This is a genomic window from Arthrobacter sp. AG258 (assembly GCF_004364695.1).
Classification (GTDB): domain Bacteria; phylum Actinomycetota; class Actinomycetes; order Actinomycetales; family Micrococcaceae; genus Arthrobacter.
In genome coordinates, this window is sequence record NZ_SOBI01000005.1 from 22,816 (window position 1) to 48,180 (window position 25,365).

General features: G+C 65.8%; 28 protein-coding genes. 14 read left to right on the plus strand and 14 right to left on the minus strand.

The genetic code is table 11. From position 1 onward, the window contains the following. The first annotated feature begins 26 nt into the window (after window positions 1-26). Genes aceB through DFO47_RS11555 form a run of 3 tightly spaced genes read left to right on the plus strand, consistent with a single transcriptional unit; the run spans window position 27 to window position 3,730 of the window. Entirely contained in the window at window positions 27-1,625 is a 1,599-nt protein-coding gene (aceB, locus tag DFO47_RS11545) for a malate synthase A (protein ID WP_133831721.1), read from the plus strand. A gap of 1 nt (window position 1,626) precedes the next feature. Then, window positions 1,627-2,901: an aldolase gene (locus tag DFO47_RS11550; protein ID WP_133831722.1), complete on the plus strand. Its 1,275-nt coding sequence runs from the start codon at window positions 1,627-1,629 to the stop codon at window positions 2,899-2,901. A 16-nt stretch (window positions 2,902-2,917) separates the two neighbouring features. Continuing rightward, a complete protein-coding gene (locus DFO47_RS11555) occupies window positions 2,918-3,730 on the plus strand; it encodes a bifunctional allantoicase/(S)-ureidoglycine aminohydrolase (RefSeq protein ID WP_018761053.1) in 813 nt (270 codons plus the stop codon). An 87-nt stretch (window positions 3,731-3,817) separates the two neighbouring features. On the opposite strand, the gene DFO47_RS11560 is transcribed toward DFO47_RS11555, so the two are convergent. From DFO47_RS11560 to DFO47_RS11575, 4 genes are all read right to left on the minus strand, one after another. Continuing rightward, the gene (locus DFO47_RS11560) at window positions 3,818-4,999 is read right to left on the minus strand and encodes a zinc-dependent alcohol dehydrogenase (protein ID WP_133831723.1); all 1,182 of its coding nucleotides are present in this window, start codon (window positions 4,997-4,999) and stop codon (window positions 3,818-3,820) included. A gap of 43 nt (window positions 5,000-5,042) precedes the next feature. Next, entirely contained in the window at window positions 5,043-5,753 is a 711-nt protein-coding gene (locus DFO47_RS11565) for an HAD family hydrolase (RefSeq protein WP_018761051.1), read from the minus strand. Then, window positions 5,753-6,043: a YegP family protein gene (locus DFO47_RS11570; RefSeq protein WP_018761050.1), complete on the minus strand. Its 291-nt coding sequence runs from the start codon at window positions 6,041-6,043 to the stop codon at window positions 5,753-5,755. Before DFO47_RS11570 ends, DFO47_RS11565 begins: the two co-directional genes overlap by 1 nt. Before the next feature lie 114 nt (window positions 6,044-6,157). Next, window positions 6,158-7,966, minus strand: coding sequence for a glycoside hydrolase family 15 protein (locus DFO47_RS11575; RefSeq protein ID WP_133831724.1), 1,809 nt, complete (start codon window positions 7,964-7,966; stop codon window positions 6,158-6,160). 40 nt (window positions 7,967-8,006) lie between these two features. Here DFO47_RS11575 and DFO47_RS11580 point away from each other — a divergent pair, with 40 nt between their 5' ends. Both DFO47_RS11580 and DFO47_RS11585 read left to right on the plus strand, forming a co-directional pair. Further along, window positions 8,007-8,738, plus strand: a complete 732-nt coding sequence (locus DFO47_RS11580; RefSeq protein ID WP_133831725.1) for a DUF72 domain-containing protein — start codon at window positions 8,007-8,009, stop codon at window positions 8,736-8,738. Between the two features lie 31 nt (window positions 8,739-8,769). After that, window positions 8,770-9,882: a phosphatase domain-containing protein gene (locus DFO47_RS11585; protein ID WP_133831726.1), complete on the plus strand. Its 1,113-nt coding sequence runs from the start codon at window positions 8,770-8,772 to the stop codon at window positions 9,880-9,882. Window positions 9,883-9,909: 27 nt separating this feature from the next. On the opposite strand, the gene DFO47_RS11590 is transcribed toward DFO47_RS11585, so the two are convergent. The 3 genes from DFO47_RS11590 to DFO47_RS11600 form a co-directional block, all read right to left on the minus strand. Next, window positions 9,910-11,457: a family 1 glycosylhydrolase gene (locus DFO47_RS11590; protein ID WP_133831727.1), complete on the minus strand. Its 1,548-nt coding sequence runs from the start codon at window positions 11,455-11,457 to the stop codon at window positions 9,910-9,912. A 95-nt stretch (window positions 11,458-11,552) separates the two neighbouring features. Beyond that, a complete protein-coding gene (locus DFO47_RS11595; protein ID WP_018761045.1) occupies window positions 11,553-11,930 on the minus strand; it encodes a hypothetical protein in 378 nt (125 codons plus the stop codon). Window positions 11,931-12,026: 96 nt separating this feature from the next. Then, window positions 12,027-12,452 carry an Hsp20 family protein gene (locus tag DFO47_RS11600; protein ID WP_133831960.1) on the minus strand — a complete coding sequence of 142 codons (426 nt, stop codon included), beginning with the start codon at window positions 12,450-12,452 and terminating at the stop codon, window positions 12,027-12,029. A gap of 141 nt (window positions 12,453-12,593) precedes the next feature. Between DFO47_RS11600 and DFO47_RS11605 the strand changes: the two genes are divergently transcribed. Beyond that, window positions 12,594-12,908: a MerR family transcriptional regulator gene (locus tag DFO47_RS11605; protein ID WP_018761043.1), complete on the plus strand. Its 315-nt coding sequence runs from the start codon at window positions 12,594-12,596 to the stop codon at window positions 12,906-12,908. Window positions 12,909-12,942: 34 nt separating this feature from the next. Here the strand turns inward: DFO47_RS11605 and DFO47_RS11610 are convergent, their stop codons facing one another. The 3 genes from DFO47_RS11610 to DFO47_RS11620 all read right to left on the minus strand — a co-directional run bounded on the left by DFO47_RS11610 (window position 12,943) and on the right by DFO47_RS11620 (window position 15,372). After that, the gene (locus tag DFO47_RS11610) at window positions 12,943-13,740 is read right to left on the minus strand and encodes a phosphatase PAP2 family protein (protein WP_133831728.1); all 798 of its coding nucleotides are present in this window, start codon (window positions 13,738-13,740) and stop codon (window positions 12,943-12,945) included. Window positions 13,741-13,858: 118 nt separating this feature from the next. Beyond that, a complete protein-coding gene (locus tag DFO47_RS11615; RefSeq protein ID WP_109045733.1) occupies window positions 13,859-14,737 on the minus strand; it encodes an NAD(P)-dependent oxidoreductase in 879 nt (292 codons plus the stop codon). 41 nt (window positions 14,738-14,778) lie between these two features. Next, window positions 14,779-15,372: an adenylate kinase gene (locus DFO47_RS11620; RefSeq protein ID WP_109045732.1), complete on the minus strand. Its 594-nt coding sequence runs from the start codon at window positions 15,370-15,372 to the stop codon at window positions 14,779-14,781. A 290-nt stretch (window positions 15,373-15,662) separates the two neighbouring features. Between DFO47_RS11620 and DFO47_RS11625 the strand changes: the two genes are divergently transcribed. Beyond that, window positions 15,663-16,406 (plus strand): GAF and ANTAR domain-containing protein, encoded by a 744-nt coding sequence (locus DFO47_RS11625; protein ID WP_133831729.1) that lies wholly within the window; start codon window positions 15,663-15,665, stop codon window positions 16,404-16,406. Between the two features lie 68 nt (window positions 16,407-16,474). Continuing rightward, entirely contained in the window at window positions 16,475-16,882 is a 408-nt protein-coding gene (locus DFO47_RS11630; RefSeq protein WP_018761038.1) for a response regulator transcription factor, read from the plus strand. 52 nt (window positions 16,883-16,934) lie between these two features. Here the strand turns inward: DFO47_RS11630 and DFO47_RS11635 are convergent, their stop codons facing one another. Then, window positions 16,935-17,771: an alpha/beta hydrolase gene (locus tag DFO47_RS11635; protein WP_133831730.1), complete on the minus strand. Its 837-nt coding sequence runs from the start codon at window positions 17,769-17,771 to the stop codon at window positions 16,935-16,937. A 155-nt stretch (window positions 17,772-17,926) separates the two neighbouring features. On the opposite strand from DFO47_RS11635, the gene DFO47_RS11640 reads away from it, so the two are divergent. Beyond that, window positions 17,927-18,304: a metalloregulator ArsR/SmtB family transcription factor gene (locus DFO47_RS11640; RefSeq protein WP_081624115.1), complete on the plus strand. Its 378-nt coding sequence runs from the start codon at window positions 17,927-17,929 to the stop codon at window positions 18,302-18,304. After that, complete coding sequence (locus tag DFO47_RS11645; protein ID WP_133831731.1) at window positions 18,301-19,401, plus strand: cation diffusion facilitator family transporter; 1,101 nt, start codon at window positions 18,301-18,303, stop codon at window positions 19,399-19,401. The genes DFO47_RS11640 and DFO47_RS11645 overlap by 4 nt, the downstream gene beginning before the upstream one ends. A gap of 71 nt (window positions 19,402-19,472) precedes the next feature. Here the strand turns inward: DFO47_RS11645 and DFO47_RS11650 are convergent, their stop codons facing one another. The 3 genes from DFO47_RS11650 to DFO47_RS11660 all read right to left on the minus strand — a co-directional run bounded on the left by DFO47_RS11650 (window position 19,473) and on the right by DFO47_RS11660 (window position 22,924). Continuing rightward, window positions 19,473-20,642 carry an acyl-CoA desaturase gene (locus tag DFO47_RS11650; protein WP_109045728.1) on the minus strand — a complete coding sequence of 390 codons (1,170 nt, stop codon included), beginning with the start codon at window positions 20,640-20,642 and terminating at the stop codon, window positions 19,473-19,475. Between the two features lie 13 nt (window positions 20,643-20,655). Further along, complete coding sequence (locus DFO47_RS11655; protein ID WP_026264392.1) at window positions 20,656-21,753, minus strand: ferredoxin reductase; 1,098 nt, start codon at window positions 21,751-21,753, stop codon at window positions 20,656-20,658. 142 nt (window positions 21,754-21,895) lie between these two features. Continuing rightward, on the minus strand, window positions 21,896-22,924 hold the full coding sequence (locus tag DFO47_RS11660; protein WP_018761031.1) for an LLM class flavin-dependent oxidoreductase: 1,029 nt from the start codon (window positions 22,922-22,924) through the stop codon (window positions 21,896-21,898). 55 nt (window positions 22,925-22,979) lie between these two features. Here DFO47_RS11660 and DFO47_RS11665 point away from each other — a divergent pair, with 55 nt between their 5' ends. Genes DFO47_RS11665 through DFO47_RS11680 form a run of 4 tightly spaced genes read left to right on the plus strand, consistent with a single transcriptional unit; the run spans window position 22,980 to window position 25,358 of the window. Beyond that, complete coding sequence (locus DFO47_RS11665; protein ID WP_018761030.1) at window positions 22,980-23,339, plus strand: YnfA family protein; 360 nt, start codon at window positions 22,980-22,982, stop codon at window positions 23,337-23,339. Between the two features lie 40 nt (window positions 23,340-23,379). Beyond that, window positions 23,380-24,582: an L-2-hydroxyglutarate oxidase gene (lhgO, locus tag DFO47_RS11670; RefSeq protein ID WP_133831732.1), complete on the plus strand. Its 1,203-nt coding sequence runs from the start codon at window positions 23,380-23,382 to the stop codon at window positions 24,580-24,582. Between the two features lie 39 nt (window positions 24,583-24,621). Further along, window positions 24,622-25,026 (plus strand): DUF202 domain-containing protein, encoded by a 405-nt coding sequence (locus DFO47_RS11675; protein WP_133831733.1) that lies wholly within the window; start codon window positions 24,622-24,624, stop codon window positions 25,024-25,026. Then, the gene (locus DFO47_RS11680) at window positions 25,026-25,358 is read left to right on the plus strand and encodes a DUF202 domain-containing protein (protein ID WP_018761027.1); all 333 of its coding nucleotides are present in this window, start codon (window positions 25,026-25,028) and stop codon (window positions 25,356-25,358) included. The genes DFO47_RS11675 and DFO47_RS11680 overlap by 1 nt, the downstream gene beginning before the upstream one ends. Window positions 25,359-25,365 lie beyond the last annotated feature (7 nt).

The following is a 25,365-nucleotide window of genomic DNA, read 5'->3' on the forward strand; positions in this document are numbered from 1 at the left end:
CTTCCCGCACAAGGAAAGGACCAGAAATGGCCATCACCGTCACAGATCCCCGGCCGATCAACCGCGCTGAGGAGATCCTCACCCCCAAGGCACTGGCCTTCGTGGAGGAGCTCCACAACCGGTTCGCCGGCACCCGCAACGAGCTCCTGGCGGCCCGTGCCGCCAAGCGGCAGCGGGTGGCAGAGACCGGCAAGCTGGACTTCCTGCCGGAGACGCAGGACGTGCGCGACGGCGACTGGAAAGTTGCGCCCGCACCCGCCGCCCTGCAGGACCGCCGGGTGGAAATGACCGGGCCTGCCTCACCGGCGAAGATGGCCATCAACGCCCTGAACTCCGGAGCCAAGGTGTGGCTGGCGGACCTCGAGGATGCCAGCACCCCCACCTGGGCCAACGTCATTGACGCCATCCTCAATCTCCGGGACGCCGCGCAAGGCACACTGAGCTACACGTCGGAGGAAGGCAAGGAGTACCGGCTCCGCACCGACGCGCCGCTGGCCGTGGTGGTGGCCCGGCCCCGCGGCTGGCACATGCAGGAAAAACACCTGCTGCTCAACGGCGAACCCGCAGTGGGTGCCCTGGTGGACTTCGGGCTGCACTTCTTCCACATCGCCAAGCAGCTGGTGCTCAACGGCCAGGGCCCCTACTACTACCTGCCCAAGATGGAGAGCCACCTTGAGGCCAGGCTGTGGAATGACGTCTTCGTGTTCGCCCAGGACTACCTTGGCCTCCACCAGGGCACCATCCGGGCAACGGTCCTGATCGAGACCATCCCGGCAGCCTTCGAGATGGACGAAATCCTCTACGAACTGCGGGACCACGCCTCGGGCCTGAACGCAGGCCGCTGGGACTACCTGTTCAGCATTATCAAGTACTTCCGCGATGCCGGCGAGGAATTCGTCCTCCCGGACCGCGCCTCCGTGGCGATGACCGCCCCGTTCATGCGCGCCTACACCGAGCTCCTGGTCAAGACCTGCCACCGGCGCGGCGCCTTCGCCATGGGCGGCATGGCCGCGGTCATCCCCAACCGGCGCCACCCGGAAGTAACCGAAGCCGCGTTCGAGAAGGTGCGGGCGGACAAGACGCGCGAGGCCAACGACGGCTTCGACGGCTCCTGGGTTGCGCACCCGGACCTGGTCTCCACCTGCCGGGAGGTCTTCGACTCCGTGCTGGGGGACAAGCCGAACCAGGTGGACAAGCAGCGCCCGGAAGTGTCGGTCACGGCGGAGCAGCTGCTCGACGTCTCCTCCGCCGACGGCCAGGTCACCGAGGCCGGGCTGCGCCTGAACCTCTATGTGGCCGTGGCCTACACGGCAGTGTGGCTGTCCGGAAACGGCGCCGTGGCCATCCACAACCTGATGGAGGATGCCGCCACTGCGGAGATCTCCCGCTCGCAGGTGTGGCAGCAAATCCGCAACAAGTCCATCCTGGCGGACACGGGCAACACGGTGACCAAGGAGCTGGTGGAACGGATCCTGGGCGAGGAAACCGAGCGGCTCCGGACCGAGTTCGGTGACGAAGCCTTCCGCCGCTACTACCAGCCTGCCAGCGACCTGATCGCGGACATCTGCCTCTCGGACGGCTACACGGACTTCCTCACCACCCCCGCGTACGAACTGGTGGGCTGAGATGGCAGCACCCAAACCCTCCCTTTCGGCTGCGGACCTGGCCCACATCGACGGACAGCTGGCCGCCACGGACCGGCTGCTGGAGCAGAACTACCCCGGCGGCGACGGCTCACGCCAGCCCGTGCACACGGTGTACGTGCCCGCTGACCGTTTCACGCCGTCGCTCGCCGCGGACTGGGGCGCCCAGGCAACTGCGACGGCGGATGCGCACGGCGGCTTCGAAAAGCTGGGGCGGCTCCTGGGCCACAACGAAGGCCTTGCGGGGGCGGTAGCCACCCGGGTGGCGGCCAAACTGGCTGCCGAGCCGATCGAGGACTTGCGGCTGGACTTCGAAGACGGCTTCGGGGACCGGGGCGATGACGCCGAGGACGCCGCCGCGGTTGCCGCAGCGGCCGCGGTGGCCGCCGCCGTCCAGGCCGGGTCCGCTCCCCCGTTCATCGGCATCCGCTTCAAGTGCTTCGAGGCGCCCACCCGTGCCCGCGGCCTCCGCACCCTGGACCTGTTTGTCTCCGGCCTCGCCGCGGCCGGCGAACTCCCGGAAGGCCTGGTCCTGACCCTGCCCAAGGTCACCACCGTGGCCCAGGTCCAGGCGATGGACTACGCGGTGTCCAGGCTGGAGAATATCCACTCCCTGCCCGCCGGACGGCTCCGCTTCGAGGTCCAGGTGGAGACGCCGCAGCTGATCCTCGGCCCTGACGGCACCTCCCCGGTAGCACAGCTGCCGCATGCCGTGCCCGGCAGGATCAGCGGGCTGCACTACGGCACCTACGACTACTCGGCATCGCTGCAGATCTCTGCCGAGTACCAGTCCATGGAGCACCCGGTGGCCGACTTCGCCAAGGAAGTCATGCAGCTGGCCGTCGCCGGCACCGGCATCAGGCTCTCCGACGGTTCCACCAACATCATTCCGGTGGGCGACAACGTGGAGAACGCCTGGCAGCTGCACGGCCGGCTGGTCCGGCGGTCGCTGGAGCGCGGCTACTACCAGGGCTGGGACCTGCACCCCGCCCAGCTGGCCAGCCGCTTCGCAGCCACCTATGCCTTCTACCGTGAGGGCCTGCCTGCCGCGGCGGGCAGGCTGCGCAACTACGTGGAACGGACCGAAGGCGGGGTCATGGACGAGCCCGCCACCGCCCGGGCCCTGGCCGCATTCGTACTCCGCGGAGTCCAGTGCGGCGCCGTCGGTGCCGAGGAAGTCCAGGCGCTTGCCGGCGTCGGAATTCCGCAGCTGACCGGCCTGGCGCATCCTCGGCTCGCCACCACTTCCAACTCCTAGGCAAAGGATCCCTCTCATGGGCAAGTACTACTCCCCCACCGGCGGACTCCCGCCGCAGACCCACCTGACCACCGAGCGTGCCATCGTGACCGAGGCGTATACGGTGATCCCCAAGGGCGTCATGACGGACATCGTCACGTCCAACCTGCCCGGCTTTTCGAACACCCGGTCCTGGATCATCGCCCGTCCCATCTCCGGCTTTGCCACCACGTTCTCCCAGCTGATCGTGGAAATCGGCCCGGGCGGCGGGGCTCCCAAGGCCGAGTTCGAGGCCGGCGTCGAAGGCGTCATCTTCGTAACCCGCGGCAAGGTCAACCTCACCCTGGACGGCGAACTGCACCCGCTGGAGGAAGGCGGCTATGCCTACCTGGCCGCTGGTTCGGAGTGGGGCCTGGAGAACGTTTCGGACGACGTCGTGTCCTTCCACTGGATCCGCAAGGCCTACGAACGGCTTGAAGGATACGAGGCGAAGTCCTTCGTCACCAACGAGAAGGACGTGGAGCCCACGTCCATGCCGGACACGGACGACGTCTGGAAGACCACCCGGTTCACGGACTCCAACGACCTCGCCCACGATATGCAGGTGAACATCGTGACGTTCCAGCCCGGCGGCGTGATCCCGTTCCCGGAAACCCATGTCATGGAGCACGGCCTGTACGTCCTGGAGGGCAAGGCCATGTACCTGCTGAACAACGACTGGGTGGAGGTGGAAGCGGGTGACTTCATGTGGCTGCGCGCCTTCTGCCCGCAGGCCTGCTACGCCGGCGGGCCCGGCGAGTTCCGGTACCTGCTGTACAAGGACATGAACCGACAGGTGAAGCTCACCTAGGCGCGCACTCCGGGCCTGCAAAGACAAAGCAGGGGCTGTTACGGAAGATCCGTAACAGCCCCTGCTTTGGTATCCAGGTACCCGGGCTCAGGCGCCCGGGTTAAGGACCACTTTGATACAGCCGTCTTCTTTTTTCTGGAACTTTTCATACAGGGCGGGCGCGCCATCCAAGCCCGCACGGTGGGTGACCAGGTCCATTACGCCCAGAGGATCGTCGTCGTCCTCCACCAGGGGGAGCAAGCGGTCCGTCCAGTTACGCACGTTGCACTGCCCCATCCGGACCTGAAGTTGCTTATCGAACATGGTCAGCATGGGCAGCGGGCTGGCCTGGCCGCCGTAGACGCCGCTCAGCGACAGGGTGCCGCCGCGGCGGACCGCGTCGATGGACGCATGCAGGGCGGCCAAACGGTCCACGCCGCCTGTCTCCATGGCTTTCTGCGCCAGTTTGTCCGGCAGCAGCCCAAGCGCCTGGTGTGCAAATCCTGCCAGGGGGGAACCGTGGGCTTCCATGCCGACGGCGTCCACCACCGCGTCCGGGCCGCGCCCAGCGGTCATCTCCCGGAGTTCGTCCCCAATGGTCTTGCCGTAGTCGAGCGTTTCCACGCCGTGCCGCGCCGCCATTGCGCGCCGTTCGGGGACGGGATCAATACCGATCACCCGGAAACCACGATGTACGCCAATGCGGCCGGCGAACTGGCCCACGGGTCCCAGCCCGAACACGGCAAGGGTGCCGCCGGCCGGGACATCCGCGTACTCCACGGCCTGCCAGGCGGTGGGCAGGATGTCGGAGAGGAACAGGTACCGCTCATCCGGAAGCTCCTTGCCAACCTTCACAGGACCGTAATCCGCGTGCGGCACACGCAGGTATTCGGCCTGGCCACCCGGAACGGAGCCGTAAAGCTCGGAATACCCAAACAGCGCCGCGCCGGAGCCCTGCTCCGTGACCTGTGTGGTTTCGCATTGAGACTGCAAGCCCTGCCTGCACATGAAGCACGTGCCGCACGAGATATTGAAAGGGACCACGACGCGGTCGCCTTTGCGGAGGTTGGTGACCCCGCGGCCCACCTCCTCCACGATGCCCATCGGCTCATGTCCAATGACATCGCCCTTGTGCATGTAGGGGCCCAGTACCTCGTACAGGTGCAGGTCGCTGCCGCAAATGGCCGTGGACGTGATGCGGACGATCGCGTCCGTCGGTTCCTGGATCACCGGATCAGGAACTTCCTCCACACTTACAGAACGCTTGCCTTGCCACGTCAGTGCTTTCACAGTTTCCCTTTCGCGCTGCTTTCCCTGGTGCAGTTCGGGTGGATCAGTTGCTCCCGCGCGCCAGCAGCCGGCCAATGGCGCTTGAGCCAAGGTTTTCCAGCAGGTGACGGGGGCTTTCATAGACCTCGACAGCGCCCGCGGCCCTGAGTTCCGTCGCGCTGATTCCGCCGCAGGTGACGCCAATGGCGGGAATATCCAGCGCAGCAGCAGCCTTCATGTCCCACACGGCGTCACCGACATACACGGCGTTCGCGGCGTCGATTCCGAGCGCTTTCAGGGCCGCCGCGAGGATGTCCGGCGCAGGCTTGCTTTCCTCAGCGTCCTTGGAACTCGTGGCGGCATCGATAAAGGCGTCCGCGTCCAGCACGGAGCGCATCACCTGCAAGTCCCTTTCCCGGGCCGAGGACGCCAGAGCCACCGCCAAGCCGTCCGAGTGGCATTGCTCCAGGAGCTCCTTTGCCCCTGCAAAAGCACGCAGCGAGGGCCAGTGCGAGGCATACAGGGCGCCGTGGCTGGCCATGACGTCGTCGTCTTCGGAGCGGTCCCGGTCCGGCGGCAGGAGGTTGTCCACCAGGCGGGCGCCGCCCATGCCGACAAAGTGGTGGATGGCCGCCATCGGAACATCGTGTCCGTACTGGCGGAACGCGCCCCACCAGGCGAGCGTATGGATATAGGACGAGTCGATCAGCGTCCCGTCAACGTCAAAAAGGACTCCGTGGCGTCCATTGTCAGGCGGCGAAGAGGCTCCGGGCATCAGCCGACGGCCGTCCGCCGCACATCCGGCGCTTTTTTCCGTTTCGCCGCGTCTTCCTTCGGGGAGCTGACGGGCCGCACCCGCTCCCGTATCACCGAACCCGCGCCATCCAGGCTCTTGTCCCGAATGAGTCCCGTGCCCGCGATCTCCCTGGCCATGGCAATGCCTGCGACGGCCGCCCGTTTAGTCGGGAAAGTCACTGAAATGGCCATCAGGTTCCCGCTTCCGTCCATCATCCTGATCCGGTATCCGCCGTCAGGGGCATCCACGAGTTCAAAAAATCCGGCCACAACTATCACTCCTCCGTCAATCACGGCATTGTGCTGGGGAGCACTCCATGAGGTGTTAGTAAGTATACTTATCTATCCCGCGAAGGAGAAGTTGCGGCCCCGGCCCGCGCCGCCTCAGCGCGAGTCCGCCCCTTCCGGCGGAATGGGAGCGTCACTGCGCCGAACCGTATCCTGATGCAGCTCCAGGGCGCTAGTCACAAGGGCGAAGTGGCTGAACGCCTGTGGCGTGTTACCCAACTGGCGGCCGGCTTTGACCGCCCATTCTTCGCTCAGCAGCCCCACATCGTTGCGCAGTTCCAGCAACCGTTCGAACAGTTCCCGTGACTCTTCGTGTCGTCCGGCGCCGAGGAGCGCCTCCACCAACCAGAATGAGCAGGCCAGGAAGACGCCCTCATCCCCAGGCAAGCCGTCGTCGCTTTGTTCCGGCCGGTACCGGAGCACGAACCCGTCCTGGGTCAGCTCCTGTTGGATGGCCTCGATGGTCCCCACCACTTTGGGATCGTCCGGGGGCAGGAAGCCCACCCTGGGAATCAACAGCAGGCTGGCGTCCAGCTCAGGCCGGCCATAGGACTGGACGAACGTGTTGCGCTCCGCGTCGTAGCCGTTGGCCAGGATGTCCTGCCGGATCCGGTCCCGCAACGCCTCCCAGCGCACCACCGGCCCAGGCAGCCCGGAGTCCCGCACTCCCTTCACCATCCGGTCCGCGGCCACCCATGCCATGACCTTGGAGTGCGTAAAGTGCCGGCGCGGCCCCCGCATTTCCCAGAGCCCGTTGTCCGGCTGGTCCCAGATGGTCTCCAGGTGCTCCATCAGGGCAATCTGGACGTCCCAGGCCTCGTCCGTGTGCTTGAGCAGCGAGTTCCGGGTCAGCGCCAGGCAGTCAAGGACCTCACCCCATACGTCCAACTGGAATTGCTCGGCCGCCGCATTTCCGATCCGCACCGGAGCGGAATTCTCGTAGCCCTTCAACCAGGGCAGTTCCATCTCCGGCAGCCGCCGCTCGCCGTGGATCCCATACATGATCTGCAGGTCCGCGGGGTCTCCTGCCACAGCACGGAGCAACCAGTCCCGCCAGGCGGCCGCTTCGGCCTTGTACCCGGCAGCCAGCAGCGCCTGGAGGGTCATGGTGGCATCCCGCAGCCAGCAATAGCGGTAGTCCCAGTTGCGTTGGCCGCCCGGCTGTTCCGGCAGCGATGTTGTGACAGCGGCGACGATTCCCCCGGTGGGCGCGTAGGTAAGGGCCTTGAGGGTTACCAGGGAGCGCACCACGGCATCCTGGTACTTCCCTTGGACCGTGCATTGCGAGGACCAGCCCTGCCAGAACTCGAACGTGCTGTGCAGGACTTTTTCCGCCTCGACCGAAACCGGCCGGCCCACATGGCTGGGAGCCCACGTCAGCACGAACGGCACTTTCTCGCCCGCATTGACCGTGAAGTCGCTGACGGTATGCATGTTCTCGCCGTGCAAGGGTGCGGGGGTCACCAGGTAGACGGCGTCCGGGCCGGCGATGGCGTGCAGGCCGCGCTTGTCCTTGCGCACCCAGGGCACGATATGCCCATAGTCGAAGCGAAGCACCAACTCGCCGTGCATCTTTACGCTGCCGCTGACACCCTCGACGATCCGGACGATGTCGGCAACGGAGTCGCGGGGCGGCATGAAGTCTGTGACGCGAACCGTTCCGTCCGGCGTTTCCCACTCGGTATCCAGGATCAGGCTTCCGTCGCGGTAGCTTCGGCGGGTGCAGGTACCACCGCCTTCCGGAGCCAGCAGCCAGCGCCCGGCGTCCGGTGAGTCCAGCAAGGCGTTGAAACACGCAGGGGAATCGAACCGCGGCAGGCAGAGCCAGTCGATCGAACCCTCCTTGCTGATGAGGGCACCTGTGTGAAGGTCGCCAACGACCGCATAATCCTCAATTCGCGCCATGGCATTACCCTGCCACACAACACTGTAGGAACATCGAAGAATGGCAGTCCACATCGGTACCTCCGGCTGGAGCTACGACCATTGGGAGAACGTCCTGTACCCGCCCGGCCTGCCGGTCCGGGACCGGCTCCAACGCTATGCCGCCAGGTTCAGCACAGTTGAGCTGAATGCCAGCTTCTACCGCTGGCCCCGCGACACCACCTTCGCCGGCTGGAACAGGCGGCTGCCACCCGGTTTCAGCATGTCCGTCAAGGCTCCCCGCGGCCTTACCCACGCCCGCAAGCTGTACGCACCCGAAGTCTGGGTGGAACGCATCGCCCGGTGCTGGCATGAACTGGGGGACAAACGGGCTGTGCTCCTGGTCCAGCTGCCGCCGCAGTTGGGCCGCGACGACGCCCGGCTGGAGTACTTCCTGGCAGCGGTTCCGGAATGGATCCGGGTTGCCGTTGAGTTCAGGCACCCCAGCTGGGACTGCCCGGAGGTGTTTTCCCTGTTGGAGCGGCACCAGGCGGCCTATTGCATCATGAGCGGCGCCAACCTGCCGTGCATCCTGCGCGCCACCGCGCCATTTACCTATGTCCGCCTGCATGGTCCCGACCACGAGCACTTGTACGGCGGCTCCTACTCGGAGGCCGACCTGCACTGGTGGGCGGACCGGATCCGCGAATGGGACAGCGGCGGCCTGGACGTCTACGCGTACTTCAACAACGACGGCGGCGGGAACGCCGTGCGAAACGCCGAAACACTGCGTGGGATCCTCGGCGCCGGCTGATCCGAACTCCACCCTGTGGCAGAGTGGTGGCATGGACACGGCTCCCCAGCATCCGGCCCGGAAGACGGCACGCAAGCCCACGCAGGCGGTGCTGGCCCAGTACGCCCTCTCCGGGAACCAGGCCTTCCGGCTGGCCCACCGGGTCTCGGACGCGGTCAACAGCCTGCGGATCCGGCTGGCGAAGCGCTGGAATTTCGTGCCGCAGACCATCGCCTACCAGGGGTACGGTTCCACGACCCGGGTACGTGTGCTGGGCCGCGTGCTGCTGACGCAGAAGCCGCTGCCGGGAAGCCGGGCGGAGCGGGAAGCGAAAATCGGCAACCAGAACATCCGCGGCTGGCGTGCCTTCACCGGCGTGCCGCTGCAGTTTTCCGACGTCGAGATCACCATCGGCGACGTCGTCACCCACATGACCGCGGACCGGGGCGGACTGATCGACACCGAAGTGGACGTCCAGCTTCCCCCCGGCTGGCACACGGCGGTCCTGCGCGCTGAGGGAACCGAACCGGCCGAGGCGCTGATCCAGGTGATCGCACCGGAGGTGAAGTTCGGAATCGTCTCGGACATCGACGACACCGTCATGGTGACCGCGCTGCCCCGGCCCTTCCTGGCGCTGTGGAACACCTTCGTGCTCAGCGAACGGGCACGGATGGCCACTCCGGGCATGGCGGTGCTGCTGGACCGGCTGACCATCGAGCATCCCGATGCCCCCGTCATTTACCTGTCGACGGGCCCTTGGAATGCGGCCCCCACCCTGGGACGCTTCCTGACCCGCAACATGTACCCCAAGGGCGCGCTGCTCCTGACGGACTGGGGCTTGACCCAGGACCGATGGTTCCGGAGCGGCCAGGAACACAAGCGGCGGAACCTGGATCGCCTGGCGCAGGAATTCCCGGACATGCGGTGGCTCCTGATCGGTGACAACGGACAGCACGATGAAGCAATCTATTCGGCGTTCGCCGCGGAAAACGCCGACAAGGTGGCGGCCATCGCCATCCGGCAGCTGTCCGTCAGCGAATCGGTGTTCGCCGGCGGCCACTCCGAAGACGGTGACCACACCTCATCAAAAGTTCCGTGGATCTACTCCCCGGACGGGGCAGGCATCGCCAAGCAACTGGCCATGCTGGACCTGCTCCGGGGCTGACCCCGAACCGGCCCGGCCCCGCACGGTCTAGGCGCTGGCACCCAGCGCCGCGCCGTCGTCGGGCGCTTCACTGCCGTCCAAGGCCTCCGGAACAACGGCCTGGGCGATGGCGGCATCCGCGGCCAAGGCGAGGTCGCGTTCCTCGATGAGCTCCTGGAACCAGAAGTAGGAGGCCTTGGGCGTCCGCTCCAGGGTCTCGAAATCCACGTGCAGGAGGCCGAACGGCTGCTTGTATCCGGCGGACCATTCGAAGTTGTCCAGGAAGGACCATACGTAGTAGCCGCGGAGGTCAACCGATTCGGCTTCGCCGCCGGGGGCCGTGGCCTTCAAGGCGGCCTCAAGATGGTCGGAAATGTACTTCAGCCGGCGCTCGTCGGGAATGAACCTGGTATTGGTGGACTTGTCCCGGACAATGATGTCCTCAAAGCTCGCTCCACCCTCGGTAATGATCACCGGAGGCAGGTTGGGGTACCGCTCCGCCATCTCCTTCAGCGCGACCGCCATGTACTCGGGCTTGACCGGCCACCCGTAGGCGGTGATGTCCGCTTCAGGCCACGCCTCGACGTGGAACGGTGTGGCACCGCCGCCTGCTGCGTTGAGGTCGCTCCCCATCGCCTCCGCCATGCTCGGCGGCACCGCGCCGCTGCCGGGCCCCACGGCGACCTTGGTGGGCATGTAATAGTTCAACCCGTAGAAATCCAGGGGCTGCGAAATGATCTGCATGTCCTCCTCGGGATGCTCGAAGGAGCTGAAGAACTTGGCCGCCCGGATCACGTCCGGATACTTGCCGGTCAGGACCGGGTCCGCGTACAGCCGGTTCTGGCCCAGGTCCATCAGGCCGGCGCTGAGCTTGTCCAGCGGGTTGATGGAGTTCGGCACCATGGGGGAATAGACGTTGGTCATGCCGATCTCTCCCGGCACCCCAGCGGCACGGAGTGCCTGGACCGCAAGGCCGTGGCCGAGCAGCTGGTGGTGGACGGTGGGGAATGCACCCAGGGCCAGCTCCTTGCCGGGTGAATGCACTCCCAGCGAGTAGCCGTTGGCGCTCACCGTTGCCGGTTCGTTGATGGTGACCCAGCGGGCCACCCGGTCGCCGAACGCATCGGCTACGAGGCCCGCATACTCCCCCAGCCGGTAGGCCATGTCCCGGTTCATCCAGCCGCCCGCCTCGTCCAGCTCCAGCGGCGTGTCCCAGTGGTAGATGGTGGCCATGGGTGAGATCCCGTTGGCCAGGAGTTCATCCAGGAGCCGGTCGTAGAACGCCAGGCCCGCACGGTTTACCGGCCCGGTTCCGCCGGGCTGGATGCGGGGCCAGGAGAACGAGAAGCGGTACGAGTCCACGCCCAGCTGCTTCAGCAGGGCCACGTCCTGCGGCATGCGGTGGTAGTGGTCGGTGGCTATGGCCGGGCTGTGGTCCCCCACGATAGCCCCGGGCTTGGCGGCAAACACTTCCCAGCCGGACTTGCCGCGGCCGTCTTCGTCCAGCGCCCCTTCAATCTGGAATGCTGCGGTGGCGACGCCAAGCGTGAACCCCGGGGGGATAAGCGCTGCGAGGTCCTTGGCGGATTTGTGCATGGAGGCCAGCCTTTGTTGCAGTGGTTCGGGTACGTCTCAGGATTACACAGCAGGGACAGGCTGACGAACAGCAACTCCCTTGGCCGCCACGTTGGCTACTGCGAGCCGAAGAGGAACTCCTTGGCGTGCGCCACTGCCTTGCGGAAGGCGTCATTGCGCAGGGTCACCAGATGCTCTGCGTCGCCGTCGGACGGTTCCAGGTACCCGGTGTAGCCGGGCCGCAGGACCCAGATATCGCCGGCAGGTGGAAGGTAGAACACGCCGAAGGACCGTTGCTGCGCCTCATCGGCCGTCCAGATGGGGACCACTGCCAAGGCAGCACCGGTGGCCGGGTTGATCCATTGCGCCCGCGGCATGGGCTGCTCATGTGCTTCCGGGTCCAAAAACGGCGCAGTTCCCGGGCCCCACCGCTGCTCGAAGCGCTCATGGAATGCAGGAATCAGCGGTGAATCGTAGCGCCGCCACTCACTCATGGGGTTTCCGCCTCCTTGGATGAAGTCCTCTGTGCCCGCCAATGGCTGCCGGCGTCCCCACCCGGAGGCAGGGACGCCGGCGCAGCGCCACGGATCCTAGGCGTCGATCTGCTGCATGCCGCCTTGTTGGGTCTGGATCTCGATCTTTCGCGGCTTGGCTTGCTGGGCAACCGGGATCCGCAGGGTGAGCACGCCTTGGTCGTAGGCGGCCTTGATCCTGTCGGTATCCAGGGTGTCGCCCAGGATCAGTTGGCGGCTGAACACGCCGCGTGGACGCTCGGACGCAACCAGTTCCACGTTCGGCTGCATGGGGTCCTTGCGTTCGGCCCGCACCGTCAGGACGTTCCGTTCCACGTTCAGGTCCACGGAGTCCACGTCCACGCCGGGAAGGTCGAACGCCACCACGAATTCGCCGTCTTCCTGCCAGGCGTCCATCGGCATGGCTGCCGGGCGGGCGGCGGTTCCCAAAACCTGCTGCGCGAGCCGGTCCAGCTCACGGAACGGGTCCGTACGCATCAACATCATTTCCCACTCCTTCAGCTTCAAGGTGTCGGATATCCGGCCACCCACCACCTACTTATCTATGGTGGTGAATGTAGATTTTTTATAGCACCAGTGGGAAAATCGGGCAAGACCCTGTTGCGCGGATTTTTGGGAGAACCCATGACGGAACCTGCAGGCGGCCGGCCCGGCCGCTCCCCCGGCCCACGCGCCCTGTACGCGATCTCGGTAGCGGCGGAACTGGCAGGCACCGGACAGCAGAACATCAGGCTGTACGAGGCGAAAGGGTTGCTGACGCCTGCCCGGACCGCAGGCGGCACGCGGCAATACAGCGAGGAGGACATCGCCGTGCTGCTTCGGATTGGCGAACTCCTCCAGGAGGGATTGAACCTCGCCGGTGTCGCCAAGGTCCTGGAGCTGGAGGCAGCAAACCTGAAACTGCACCGGGCGCTGAAACGGGCGCGGTCAAGGCCTTAGCGGGGCAGGAAGCCAACCGGCTCGTCGCGCCGGTTCACTCCTGCGGCGATTCCGCCTTGGAGAGCTCCCCGGTGATCGGTTCACCTTCGATCCTGGCTGTCCGCCAGGTGTCGAGGGCGATGACTCCGCCGAGGATCATCAGCGAGAGGGAGAACGACGCCAAGGTGTCAGTGGGCCAGTGGTAGCCCAGGTAAAGGCGGCTGGCGATTGCCAGGACAATTCCGATGCCGGCTCCAATAAATCCGAAAAGGGCTGCCCGCCGGCTGCGGCGCCGGGACACGATCAGGTACGCGCCCACCAGCAGGAAGTCGCAGGCACCCAGGACATGCCCGGATGGGAACGAGAACGTTTGGTCCGCACCGAACAACATCTGGTCCACCGGCGGCCGAGAGCGCTGCACGATGTGGAGGATGATCTGCGAAACGATCACCCCCGCCAGCATCGCGGACGCCAGCAGGATGGGCCGCCAGGCATGTTTGGCCGCGAAGCCCCAGACGAGGATCACCACCAGCACAATGATGGGCAGGGCGATGGGTCCAAAGAACACCGCCAGGAAAATCATGATGGCGGTGACGGTGCCCGAACGCGTGGTCAGCAGCCAGTCATGCACGGGTTCGTCGGCCGCCGTCAATCCAGTGGACTGCACCACGCTGACAAGGATGGCGATAAAGAGCGCCAGCCCCACTACGGAGAGGATGACCGACGCCCGGTACAGCCCGCGCCGGTCCGCCACGTCCACGTAGCGCTCCTCCACGACGAACTTCTCGTTGAAGGTATGCCACTTGCCGGCCTTGTGCTCCGCAACCCCGGACCCTGATGATCTCTGTACCAATGTGCTGCCTTGTCCCTGCGCCGTGATAAATGCTTAGGGCTGAACACTATCCCGGTGAGGGCCCATTCACTCCATCATGCGCCCGGCAATCGCGGCGGCCGCGGGAAAAACGCAGGCGCTACCCGATGCCGCCCGCCGTGCCGGAGGGAGCGGCTGCGTGGTTCCGCCAACTGTGCTCGGGTTCGAAGCCAAGCATGCGCCGGGCTTTGTCGATGGAGAGCATGGTTTCGTGTTCGCCCAGTTCCTTGGTGACCTTGACGCCGGGGAAGACCTCCGCGGCGAGGCTGGCGCTCGAGCGGCTCATAACGGTGTCTGCGTTGGCAATGATGAAGGCTTCAAAGCCGGGCTTTGCGTTCTCCAGTGCCCGGGCCACTGCCTGCGCACCGTCCCTGCCGTCGATGTAGCCCCATAGGTTCCACTTGCGCAGCGTTGCGTCCTCATCGAACGAGGGGAACCGCTCGTAGTCAGACTCGTCCATGACGTTGGAGAAACGCAGTCCGGTGATGCTCAGCTCCGGGTCCCAGCGGGTCAGTTCCACGGCCATCCGTTCCTCCAGCGTCTTCACCAGGGAATAGGTGCTCTCCGGCCGGGGAGGGTATTCCTCGTCCACCGGAATGTAGGGCGGGTCGACGTCGAACGGCAGGCCGAGCACGGTCTCGCTGGAGGCGTACACCACCTTCTTGATGCCGGCCCGTCGCGCTGCTTGGAAGACGTTGTAGGTGGAGAGCATGTTGTTCTCGAACGTCGCGGCGTCCGGAAGGATGCCAGGGGCGGGGATGGCACCAAGGTGCACCACGGCGTCGAATCCGTCGTGGCGGTCATCCACGCCCAGGAGCGCATCCACCACCTGGCCGTAGTTGCGCAGGTCCACCACCAGCAGGCCCGGGCTCCGGCTACCCGCGCGGTCCAGGTTGAGGACCTGGTGGCCGTCGTCGGTAAGCCGGCGCACCACGTGCCGGCCAAGTTTTCCGCTTCCGCCTGTAACCGCAATTCTCATCAGTGTTTCCTTCTGTTCGAGTCCACCATGCTTTGCTCCGGTCAGGATGGCCGTCGCGGTGCTGCCAGGAATTGTTCGACGGCGGCAATCGCCAATGCGGTAATCTCCCCCGGATCCCCGCTGCCGTTGACGGATACCAGGATTCCCCGGCCCGCGTACACCGAGACTACTTCATGCGTCTGGCGGTGGTAGAGGTCCAACCTGCGTCGGAAGACGTCGATGGTGTCGTCGGTGCGGCCTTGTTCCTGCGCCCGCCGGTGCATGCGCTCTTCCAGTTCGGCGTCGGGAGCGCGCAACTCGATGACAGCGTCCAGCCCGTGCCCCTGGGCGGCGAGCATACTGTCCAGTTCCGTTGCCTGCGGTGCCGTGCGCGGGTAACCATCGAGCAGGAAACCGTGGCTGACGTCGCCATCAAGGAGGCGGTCCTTCACGAGGGCATTGGTGAGGTGGTCGGGAACGAAATGGCCGCCGTCGAGGTATTCGGCAGCCTGGTTCCCCAGCTCCGTCTTCCGGCTGACGTTGCTGCGGAAGATATCCCCTGTGGACACCGCCGGGACCCCGAAGTGCCTGGCCAGGTGTTCAGCCTGGGTTCCCTTGCCGGAGCCCGGCGGGCCGATGATAAGAAGCCTGGTCATGTTCCTGTCCTCCCCGGCGGGCTGCCTTTGGGTTGGCGCCGCATCCGGTGGCCGGCTCCCGCTTCATTGTGCCGGTTACCCCCTGCATGGCGCCAGCGTCCGGGCTGTGACGGCGCAGCGGGCATGACGTTTCGCCTTCCTTGCGGATGTATATACTCTGGTTATCGGTTTAGCAGCGGGCCGTTGGAAAGTTCTTCGATCCAGCGACCATCACCGACTCCCCGCCCACATTGCGGGGCGTTTGTGTGTTGCCGGCTCGTTTTGACCTGAGCGAATGGCACCAAGAAACAGTGGCCAGCGAGTCAACAGCTAAACCCGATACATCCATAACCGAGTACCTGCATGAAATTGTCCTGGACAGCTCCGACGTCGAGGACTTCCTCAATGAGTTGGCGCAGGTCTCCGCGCGCAACCTCTCCGAACCCGGCGATGAGATGCTGTGCGCCGTCACCCTGCTCAGGCAGCGGAAGGGCACCACGGTAGCCAGCAGCAGCGATGAGGCACGGGTCATTGGACGGTTTGAGCACCGGTTCACCGAGACACCGGGCATGACTGCAGCAACTGCCCAGGAAACTGTCCACGTCCCGGATCTCAACGCTGATGGCCGCTGGCCCGACTACTCCTCAGCTGTGCAGGCAGAGGGGATCCGGTCCGTCGCGGCGCTCCCGTTCCGGCTGGAGGGCGACACCAAGGCAGCCTTGCTGCTCTACTCCGGCCGTGCGCACCGTTTCGAGGGCCGCATCATGAAATGCGCCGAGGATTTTGTCAGCCAGACCTCGCTGGCCCTGCGGCTGGCGATCCGCTTTGCGCACTTCAGCGAAACGGCGGCGAACCTCCGCGCCACCCTGGAAAGCCGGACCGTCATTGACATGGCCGTCGGGATCATCATGGCCCAGAACCGGTGCAGCCAGCAGGACGCCTTCGACATCCTGAAGACGGCGTCAAGCACCCGCAATTCCAAGCTTCACGATGTGGCCGCCGCCGTGGTCCACTCCCTGGGCCAGGGACCCGCGCGGACACATTACGACGGATAGGGCCAGGGCCCCGGAAACCCGGCACAGGGGCGATAGACTGTTGCCAACTTTTTCGCCGGGGGGCTTGGATGGAACAGCAGCGCACCTGTCTTGTCGTTGAAGACAACGACGACATCCGCGGACTGATTTCAATAGTCCTTTCACGTGCGGGCTTCGTAGTGAAAGCCGTTGGCACCGGGTCGGAAGCCATCGCCGCGGCGTCCGACCCAGGCATCGCCCTGGTCACCTTGGACCTGGGACTCCCGGACATGGACGGGCACGTGGTTGCCCGTGCCATCCGCGCCAGGAGCTCTGCCCCGTTACTCTTCCTCACGGCCCGCTCGGAGGGGGATGACGTCCTGGCAGGCATGGCGTCCGGGGCCGCCGCCTACCTCACCAAGCCATTCCACCCCAGGGAACTTGAAGCGCTGGCACGGCGGTTGTGCCCCACACCATTGGCAGAGGAGCCCAGCACCACCGGCACCTCCCTCTGCTGAGCGGAGCGGCATAGGGCGACGACGGGACTCCCGCCGCCGCCCCGAGGATTCCTTACTTGGAAAGGAACCCGAGCAATGCCTCGTTGACCTCTGCGGCGTGCGTCCAGAGCAGGCCGTGCGGCGCGCCTTCGATCTCGACGTATTCCGCCGTGGGCAACGCCTTGGCGAACTGCCGCCCGGTCGAGTCGATGGGCAGGATGTTGTCGGCGGTGCCGTGGACGATAAGGGCGGGAACATCGATCTTGGGGATGTCCTGCCGGAAGTCCGTCAGCCACGTGGGCTGGGCGGCAACGGACGCGGTGGCACCGGCACCGGCGGCGAGGTTCCAGCTGGCGTCGACGGCTTCCTGGCTGAGGCGCGGAGTGCCCAGGAAGGTGTCCGAGTTGTAGAAATTCTTGAAGAATTCGGTGAAGAACGCATACCGGTCGGCAGTAACCGCGGCCTTGAGGCCGTCAAAAACGTCCTGCGGAACGCCGTCAGGATTGTCGTCGGTCTTGAGCAGGTAGGGCTCCAGGGATCCGAGGAATGCGGCGCGGGCCACCCGCGCCGAGCCATAGGTGCCAAGGTAGCGGCCCACCTCGCCGGTGCCCATGGAGAAGCCCACCAGCACCACGTTGTCCAGGTCCAGGGTGGTCAGCAGGATGTTGAGGTCTGCCGCGAAGGTGTCGTAGTCGTAGCCGTCGGCAGGCTTGCTGGACTTGCCAAAGCCGCGGCGGTCGTAGGTGATGACCCGGTAGCCCGCGCCAAGGAGCGCGGCAGTCTGTTTTTCCCAGGACGATCCGTCCAGCGGGTAGCCGTGGATAAGCACCACGGGCTGGCCCGAACCGTGATCCTCGTAGTAGAGCTCGATGTCGGTGCTGTTCTCCGTACCAACGGTAATGAAAGCCATCGGGGTAAATTCCTTTCGAGACTGGCCGAAGCGGCCGGCGTCACGCCGTGCCCGTACCCCTCCTACTGTAGGTGGCCGTGCTGGCTCGCCCGCGATGGCCGTCCGACAGACAGGCGTGCAGTGCGTCCGGGTCCGCGTTGTGACACTATATGCGCATGAATGCAGATAAGAATGCTTGCTCGCTGGGGACGGACAGCCAGTACGTGGAGTTGGCCGTGGAGGTCTTCTCGATGCTGGCTGACGCCACGAGGGTGCGGATCATCCTTGCCCTTCGCGACGGCGAAATGGCAGTGGGCGCCTTGGCCGACACGGTAGGCAAATCCCCCGCTGCCGTGTCCCAGCACCTGGCCAAAATGCGGCTGGCCAGGATGGTATCCACCCGGCAGGACGGGACGCGGGTGCTGTACCGGCTGGAGAACGAACACGCCCGGCAATTGGTGGCTGACGCCATTTTCCAGGCCGAACACGCACTCGGCGGCGAACCGGCGCACCACCGCGCACCCGCCCACCACGCACAAGGGAGCGCCTCATGACCGGGCCGCACCAGGAATCAACGCATGCGCACAGCCATCACGACAACGTCCACGCCGGCCACCATCACCACCACGACGACGATGCGCACAATCACGACCACCACCACGGGCACGGGCACGGGCACGACCACGACCACGACCACGACCACGGGCACCATCACCATTCCGGTTTCAAAGGATGGCTTTTCGAGCTGTTCGTGCCGCACACCCACGATGCCGCGGATTCCATCGATGACGCCATGGAGGCCAGCACGGAGGGCATCCGGGCGCTGAAGATCAGCATGTTCGTCCTGCTGGCCACCACGCTGCTGCAGTTCCTGGTGGTCCTGTTCAGCAGTTCCGTGGCCCTGCTCGCGGACACCATCCACAACTTCTCCGACGCCCTGACCGCAGTGCCACTGTGGATCGCCTTCATCCTGGGGCGCAGGGCCGCGACCCGCCGGTACACATACGGGTACGGCCGGGCAGAAGACCTCGCCGGCCTGTTCATCGTGGCTGTAGTGGCCCTTTCCGCCATCGTGGCGGCCTGGCAGTCCGTTGACCGGCTCATCCATCCGCAGGCCCTGCAAAACCTGGGGTGGGTCATGGCGGCGGGCCTTATTGGCTTCGCCGGCAACGAGGCGGTGGCAATCTACCGCATCCGGGTGGGCCGCAGGATCGGTTCTGCGGCACTCGTGGCGGACGGTGTGCACGCCAGGACGGACGGCTTCACGTCGCTGGCCGTGGTGATCGGCGCCGTTGGCGTCATGCTTGGTTTCCCCTTGGCGGACCCGATCGTGGGATTGGCCATTTCCGCCGCGATCATGGTGCTCCTGTGGGGAACGGTCCGCAGCATCGGGCGGCGGCTCATGGACGGCATCGAGCCGGAACTGGTGGAACTCGCCCAAGCCGCACTCGGAGGGACTCCCGGGGTCCTCGCGGTCCGGCAGCTGCAGCTGCGGTGGTCCGGCCACCGGCTGCAGGGGTCTGCCCGACTGGAACTGGCCGAAACCGGGTTGTCGCAGGCGGCAGAGACCCTGGACCGCGCCGAGCACCGGCTCCGGCACGCCCTGCCGAAACTGGACCACATGCTCCTGGCGCCTGAAGCCCGGCGCTAGGGCCCAAACGCAGGAAGTGACCCCGCCGGATGTCGCCGGCAGGGTCACTTTTTGCGTCGTGTGTGTGGTTCCTAGGCCCGGGCAGCCTTGCCGGGCAGCGCCAGCTTGAACACCTTCGCCCAAGACGAACCCACCTGCTTGAGCAGCGGACCGGTGGTGTATTTCAGGCCATAGCGCTGGCAGATCTCGCGGACCCTGGGGGCCACCTCCGCGTACCGGTTGGAGGGCAGGTCCGGAAAGAGGTGGTGCTCGATCTGGTGCGACAGGTTGCCGGTCATGAGGTGCATGAACCGGGACCCCGAAATGTTGGCGGAGCCGATCATCTGGCGAACGTACCAGTCGCCCCGGGTTTCACCCTCCACCATTTCTTCGGTGAAGGTGTCGGTGCCTTCCGGGAAGTGGCCGCAGAAGATGACGGCGTGGGCCCACACGTTGCGGATGGCGTTCGCGGCGATCGTGCCGAACAGGGCCTGCTTGGCGGAGCCGGTGAGCATCGCGAGCGCAGGGGTGGCAGCGTAGTCCTTGGTGAACTGGGTGATCACCTTGCGGCCGAGGGCCTTGAGGTCCTTGAGCAGGGCCTCTTTGGACTTGGTGCCTTCCTTGTATTCGGTCAGCTCGAGATCGTAGACGGCGATCCCCCACTCGAACACCGGCGCAAGGATCGCATTGAACAGCGGGTTGGCCAGGTTGATGGGCTTCCACGGCTGGTTCTCATCCATCCGGAGGAGGTTGTATCCGACGTCGTTGTCCTTGCCCACCACGTTGGTCCAGCGGTGGTGGAGGTCATTGTGCGTGTGCTGCCAGGAGCGCGACGGGGTAACGAAGTCCCACTCCCACGTGGTGGAGTGGATATCCGGATCCCGCATCCAGTCCCACTGTCCGTGCAGGATGTTGTGGCCGAGCTCCATGTTTTCCAGGATCTTGGCCAGGCTCAGGAGCGTGGTGCCGGTAACCCAGGCTGCTTTGTTCTTGCTGACCAGCAGGGCGGCCCGGCCGGAGATTTCAAGCCCCCGCTGGATCTTGATCATGCGGCGGATGTAAGCGGCGTCTTCCGCACCGCGCTTTCCCAGGATTTCGTCCCGGATGGCGTCGAGCTCACGGCCGAGCTCCGCCACTTGTTCGTCGCTGAGGTGCGCTGCCGCCGGGGGCCGGACCGTGGGGCTGCCGGATTCTGCGAGCTTGCCGGGGCGCGTTCTTGAGCTTCCCGTGGCCGTGGCCTTGGCGGGTGAGATTACTGACATACCGTGGTGCTCCTCAGATTTCGAGGTTGACGGGTCCGGCGGCTGCCGAGACACACGTTTGGATAAGTTCGCCGGGTTCGCCATGGACTTCCCCGGTGCGGAGGTCGCGGACCTGGCCGGCCAGGAGCGGAGTGAGGCAGCTGTGGCAGATACCCATCCGGCAGCCGCTGGGCATCAGGACCCCGGCGTCCTCGCCGATGTCCAGGATGGGGGTGTCGCCGTCGGCCTCCACCTCCCGGTCGGAGGCCTCAAAGGTGACCAGGCCGCCGTCGTGGCCTACACCGGCGTTGAAGGTGGTGTTGAAGCGTTCGATCATCAGGTTGCCGGCGTCTCCGGCCACTGCGACGTCGGTCCCGGGCGCGCCGGTGGTCAGGGCTGCCCGCTTCCACAGCGCTTCGGCGTCGTCCAGGAAGCTGTCCGGGCCGCAGGCGTAGGCTGACCGTTCCTTCCAGTCGGGACAGATCTCGTCCAGCTCCCGGGTGCTGGAGAAGTCCATCCGGCCCTGTTCGCCCGTGTACCAGTGCGCCAGCCGGAAATTCGGAAACTGGTCCGCCAACTCGGCCAGTTCCTCGCGGAAGAGGCTGTCACCCGGGGTGCGGGCGGAATGGACCAGGACGACGTCGGCATCAGGCCGCCGCGGGACAAGGGTGCGGATCATGGACATTACCGGGGTGATGCCACTGCCGGCCGTGACCATGAGCAGGGGCCTGGGATGCTCAGGAAGAACAAAATCACCCTGCGGCGGGGCAAGGAACAAGACGTCGCCCGGCTTGGTGGTGCGCACCAATGTGCCGGAAACGGCTCCGACATCGGTAACGGTGATGGCGGGGTCCTTGCCCGCCGGGGCGCTGAGGGAGTATGAGCGCCAGTGGCGTACGCCATCAAGTTCGACGCCGATGCGCGCCCACTGCCCGGCAAGGTGCGCCTTCCAGCCGCGCCCGGGACGGAAAAAGATCGTGGCCGACTGGGCCGTCTCCTGGACCACGCGGGTCACGACGCCCCGAAGCTGCCGGGCCGAGTAGACAGGGTTGAACAGGGACAGAATGTCCTCTGGCGCCAGAGGCGTGGTCAGCACAGAGGCCGCTTGGGCCAGCTGTCGTAGCCGGATCATGCGATCAAGCCTAAGGCGGTGTGAGCCATATTTCTCTCTCTCCGTCATATGACCGTTCCGCAGTCACACAGTAGTAGGGGCGCGAAGCCCCCACCACGCTCTTCAAGAGTAACGGTTAGGTCTCACGGAAAGTTCCCCGGCGTCAGCGGCGGCGCCATCCCAGGGCCGGCGCAACGTGTTCCACGATGGTGCCCAGGAGCTTGGAGTTGTACTCCACGCCCAGCTGGTTGGGGACGGTCAGCAGCAGCGTATCGGCCGCCTGCACTGCCGTGTCTGCCGCCAGCTGCTCCGCCAAGAGGTCAGGTGCGCCAACATAGCTCTTGCCGAACCTTGCGGTGAAGCCGTCAATCACACCCACCTGGTCGCGGCCGTCGCGGAGCGCGCTGCCCGCAAAGTAGTAGCTGTCCTCGTCATCCACGATGGGAAGGACGCTGCGGCTGACCGACACCCGTGGAGGGCGTGTGTGTCCTGCCGCGGCCCACGCCTCCCTGAACAGCTGGATCTGTTCAGCCTGGAGTTCATGGAACGGAACGCCGGTGTCCTCCGTGAGCAGGGTGGAGCTCATCAGGTTCATGCCGAGTTCAGCAGCCCACACCGCGGTCTTACGGCTGCCTGCGCCCCACCAGATCCGGTCCGCCAAACCGGGCGACTGGGGCTGGACGGGCAGGAGTCCGGTGGCACCGCCGGCGTACCGGGGGTCTGCCTGGGCCACGCCCGCACCCGTGATGGCCTGGCGGAAAGCCGCCGTATGGCGCCGGGCCATGTCCGCGTCGGTCTCCCCGGGCTCCGGCCGGTATCCGAAAGCCGAAGCGCCGTTCCGGGCAGGTTCGGGTGAGCCGCGGCTGATTCCCAGCTGCAGCCTGCCGCCACTGATCAGGTCTGCCGCAGCCGCTTCCTCCGCCATGTACAGCGGATTCTCGTAGCGCATGTCAATAACGCCTGTGCCGATTTCCAGCTTGCTGGTGCGCGCGGCTATGGCAGAAAGAAGTGGGAACGGGGAGGCCTGCTGGCGGGCGAAGTGATGGACACGGAAAAATGCGCCGTCAACTCCGAGTTCTTCGGCGGCTACCGCAAGATCAATCCCCTGGAGCAGGGCGTCGGCCGCTGTCCGGGTACGGGAACCCTGTCCGGGACCCCAGTGGCCGAAGGAAAGAAATCCGATGCGCTCCATACTTTCCCCCAACCGCGCGGCAGCCTGCCGAATTCCCGGCTGGCATGATGGCTGCGTGGATATTCCTGAAGGAACCGTCAGTGTCTTCAAGACGATTGTGCTGTTCGTCCTCGCCGCCGCAGCCGAAATCGGGGGCGCATGGCTGGTATGGCAGTCCGTCCGCGAGGGCAGGGACTGGTGGTGGGCCGGACTGGGCGTGATCGCCCTGGGCGCCTACGGCTTTGTGGCCACCCTCCAGCCCGACGCGCACTTCGGCCGGATCCTGGCGGCGTACGGCGGAGTGTTCGTGGCCGGTTCCCTGGCCTGGGGCATGGCGTTCGACGGTTTCCGTCCTGACCGGTGGGACATTGCGGGGTCCGTGGTGTGCCTGCTGGGCGTAGCACTGATCATGTTCGCACCGCGGAGCGGAGCGTGACGGGTAGCTAGACTCTAGCCACAACGAAAGGCGGAGAGCCGTGGAACGGACGGACTACTGCATCATTGGTGGCGGAATCGTGGGCCTTGCCACCGCCTACCAGCTCCTGCGGAAAGAGCCCGACGCATCATTGGTCCTGCTGGAGGCGGCCCCCGCACTGGCTTCGCACCAGACGGGGCACAACAGCGGCGTCATCCACTCCGGCATCTACTACGCCCCGGACAGCCTCAAGGCCCAATTCTGCAAGGCCGGAGCCCGCCAGACCAGGGAATTCTGCCGGGACCACGGCATCAGGTATGCCGAGCCGGGCAAACTTCTGGTGGCAACCTCGGCGGTGGAACGGGAACGGCTGGACCGGCTTGAGGAGCGTGCCGCCATCCACGGCCTGGACTGCGAGCGGATCGACGGCGCAGAGCTCAACCGGCGCGAACCCAATGTTGCGGGGCTGGGTGCCCTGTTCATCCCAAGCACCGGCATCGTTGACTACCAGGAGGTGGCGCGCAAGCTGGCCGAACTCATCACGGCCGCCGGCGGACGCGTCTACACCGGAGCCCGGGTCACCTCCATTGTGGAGCACGCCGGCCACGTGGAGGTTGGGACCGACCGGGACACCTACGCCTGCCGCCGCCTGGTGGCCTGCGCCGGGCTGCAGTCGGACCGGCTCGCCGAATTGGCGGGTATGAAAATCGACGTCCAAATTGTTCCCTTCCGGGGCGAGTATTTTGAGCTGCCGGCCGCAAAATCGCACTACGTCAAACACTTGATCTACCCGGTGCCCGACCCGGACTTGCCCTTCCTGGGCGTGCACCTGACGCCCACCATCGACGGCGGTATCACCGTAGGACCCAACGCGGTGCTGGGCCTGTCCCGGGAGGGGTACGCCAAGTTCTCGGTCCATCCGAAGGACGTGGCCCGCTACCTGCGCTTTCCGGGCTTGTGGCACGTGGCGAGGTCCAATGCCGCCACCGCCGTGCGGGAGGTCCGGAACTCCCTGTTCAAGGGAAGCTACCTGCAGGAATGCCGAAAATACGCGCCTGGCCTGGCCAAAGGCGACCTGCTGCCCCGCGAGGCAGGCATCAGGGCGCAGGCGGTACGCCGGGACGGCACGCTCCTCCACGATTTCCTGCTGGCAGGGACCGACCGGATGCTCCACGTATTGAACGCCCCGTCCCCCGCAGCCACTGCCGCGCTCCCCATCGGTGAGCATCTGGCCGGCAAGGCGGCACTCCGCCGGGCGGCCTGACCGGAGTCCGTGCTTTGACGGCGCGGCTACACTGGGCCCGTGACCAACAGTGAGCATCCGCCCGGGACCGCAGCCCCGCCGCCGCGCGGACGGCTCGCCGAACGCCTGTTGCCGGGCGGCGAGGAACCGGATCCGCGGTTCACCCTCGCGAACGAACGCACCTTCCTCGCATGGATCCGCACCTCCCTTGCGCTGCTCGCCGGTGGCATTGCCCTCGAAGCCTTTACCTCAGGCCTTTTCATCGAACCGGTCCGCAAAGGCCTGGCCATCATCCTCCTTCTCATGGGCATGATGCTCAGCGGCGGCGCTGCCATGCGGTGGCTTCGCGTGGAGCGCAGCATGCGCAACAAAGCACCGCTTCCGCTGCCTTTCTTCGTCCCCCTGCTGGCCGGGGCAGGCGCGCTGGCGGCCGCCGTCGTCCTCGTTTTTGTCCTTCTGCGCTGATGGCATCCGGCGCACCCCGGCCGCACGGTGATCCGGGTCTCCAACCCGAACGGACGGCGCTGGCCTGGGGCCGGACCATGTTGGCGCTGGTGACGGCGAGCGCCTTCTTCCTTCGCTGGCTTCCCACGTACGGGCCGCCCATCCTGATGCTCCCGGCGGTGTCCGGAGCCGCCGCCTTGGCCATCTACCTCACCCAGCGCCGCCGCTACCGGGCGAGGTCCCACGGCCTGGCCGGGGAGAGCATCGAAGCGGACCTTTCGGCTGTGCTCTGGACCGCCTTCGCGGGCGTGGTCCTGGGCGCCCTCGGCGTTGTGGTGGTGGTGACGGGTTAGCAGCCGA

Coding starts and splice junctions, on each gene's coding strand:
- aceB (WP_133831721.1), top strand. CDS start 27: ATGGCCATCACCGTCACAGATCCCCGGCCGATCAACCGCGCTGAGGAG.
- DFO47_RS11550 (WP_133831722.1), top strand. CDS start 1,627: ATGGCAGCACCCAAACCCTCCCTTTCGGCTGCGGACCTGGCCCACATC.
- DFO47_RS11555 (WP_018761053.1), top strand. CDS start 2,918: ATGGGCAAGTACTACTCCCCCACCGGCGGACTCCCGCCGCAGACCCAC.
- DFO47_RS11565 (WP_018761051.1), bottom strand. CDS start 5,753: ATGCCCGGAGCCTCTTCGCCGCCTGACAATGGACGCCACGGAGTCCTT.
- DFO47_RS11575 (WP_133831724.1), bottom strand. CDS start 7,966: ATGGCGCGAATTGAGGATTATGCGGTCGTTGGCGACCTTCACACAGGT.
- DFO47_RS11580 (WP_133831725.1), top strand. CDS start 8,007: ATGGCAGTCCACATCGGTACCTCCGGCTGGAGCTACGACCATTGGGAG.
- DFO47_RS11585 (WP_133831726.1), top strand. CDS start 8,770: ATGGACACGGCTCCCCAGCATCCGGCCCGGAAGACGGCACGCAAGCCC.
- DFO47_RS11590 (WP_133831727.1), bottom strand. CDS start 11,457: ATGCACAAATCCGCCAAGGACCTCGCAGCGCTTATCCCCCCGGGGTTC.
- DFO47_RS11595 (WP_018761045.1), bottom strand. CDS start 11,930: ATGAGTGAGTGGCGGCGCTACGATTCACCGCTGATTCCTGCATTCCAT.
- DFO47_RS11600 (WP_133831960.1), bottom strand. CDS start 12,452: ATGTTGATGCGTACGGACCCGTTCCGTGAGCTGGACCGGCTCGCGCAG.
- DFO47_RS11605 (WP_018761043.1), top strand. CDS start 12,594: ATGACGGAACCTGCAGGCGGCCGGCCCGGCCGCTCCCCCGGCCCACGC.
- DFO47_RS11615 (WP_109045733.1), bottom strand. CDS start 14,737: ATGAGAATTGCGGTTACAGGCGGAAGCGGAAAACTTGGCCGGCACGTG.
- DFO47_RS11620 (WP_109045732.1), bottom strand. CDS start 15,372: ATGACCAGGCTTCTTATCATCGGCCCGCCGGGCTCCGGCAAGGGAACC.
- DFO47_RS11630 (WP_018761038.1), top strand. CDS start 16,475: ATGGAACAGCAGCGCACCTGTCTTGTCGTTGAAGACAACGACGACATC.
- DFO47_RS11635 (WP_133831730.1), bottom strand. CDS start 17,771: ATGGCTTTCATTACCGTTGGTACGGAGAACAGCACCGACATCGAGCTC.
- DFO47_RS11640 (WP_081624115.1), top strand. CDS start 17,927: ATGAATGCAGATAAGAATGCTTGCTCGCTGGGGACGGACAGCCAGTAC.
- DFO47_RS11645 (WP_133831731.1), top strand. CDS start 18,301: ATGACCGGGCCGCACCAGGAATCAACGCATGCGCACAGCCATCACGAC.
- DFO47_RS11650 (WP_109045728.1), bottom strand. CDS start 20,642: ATGTCAGTAATCTCACCCGCCAAGGCCACGGCCACGGGAAGCTCAAGA.
- DFO47_RS11655 (WP_026264392.1), bottom strand. CDS start 21,753: ATGATCCGGCTACGACAGCTGGCCCAAGCGGCCTCTGTGCTGACCACG.
- DFO47_RS11660 (WP_018761031.1), bottom strand. CDS start 22,924: ATGGAGCGCATCGGATTTCTTTCCTTCGGCCACTGGGGTCCCGGACAG.
- DFO47_RS11680 (WP_018761027.1), top strand. CDS start 25,026: ATGGCATCCGGCGCACCCCGGCCGCACGGTGATCCGGGTCTCCAACCC.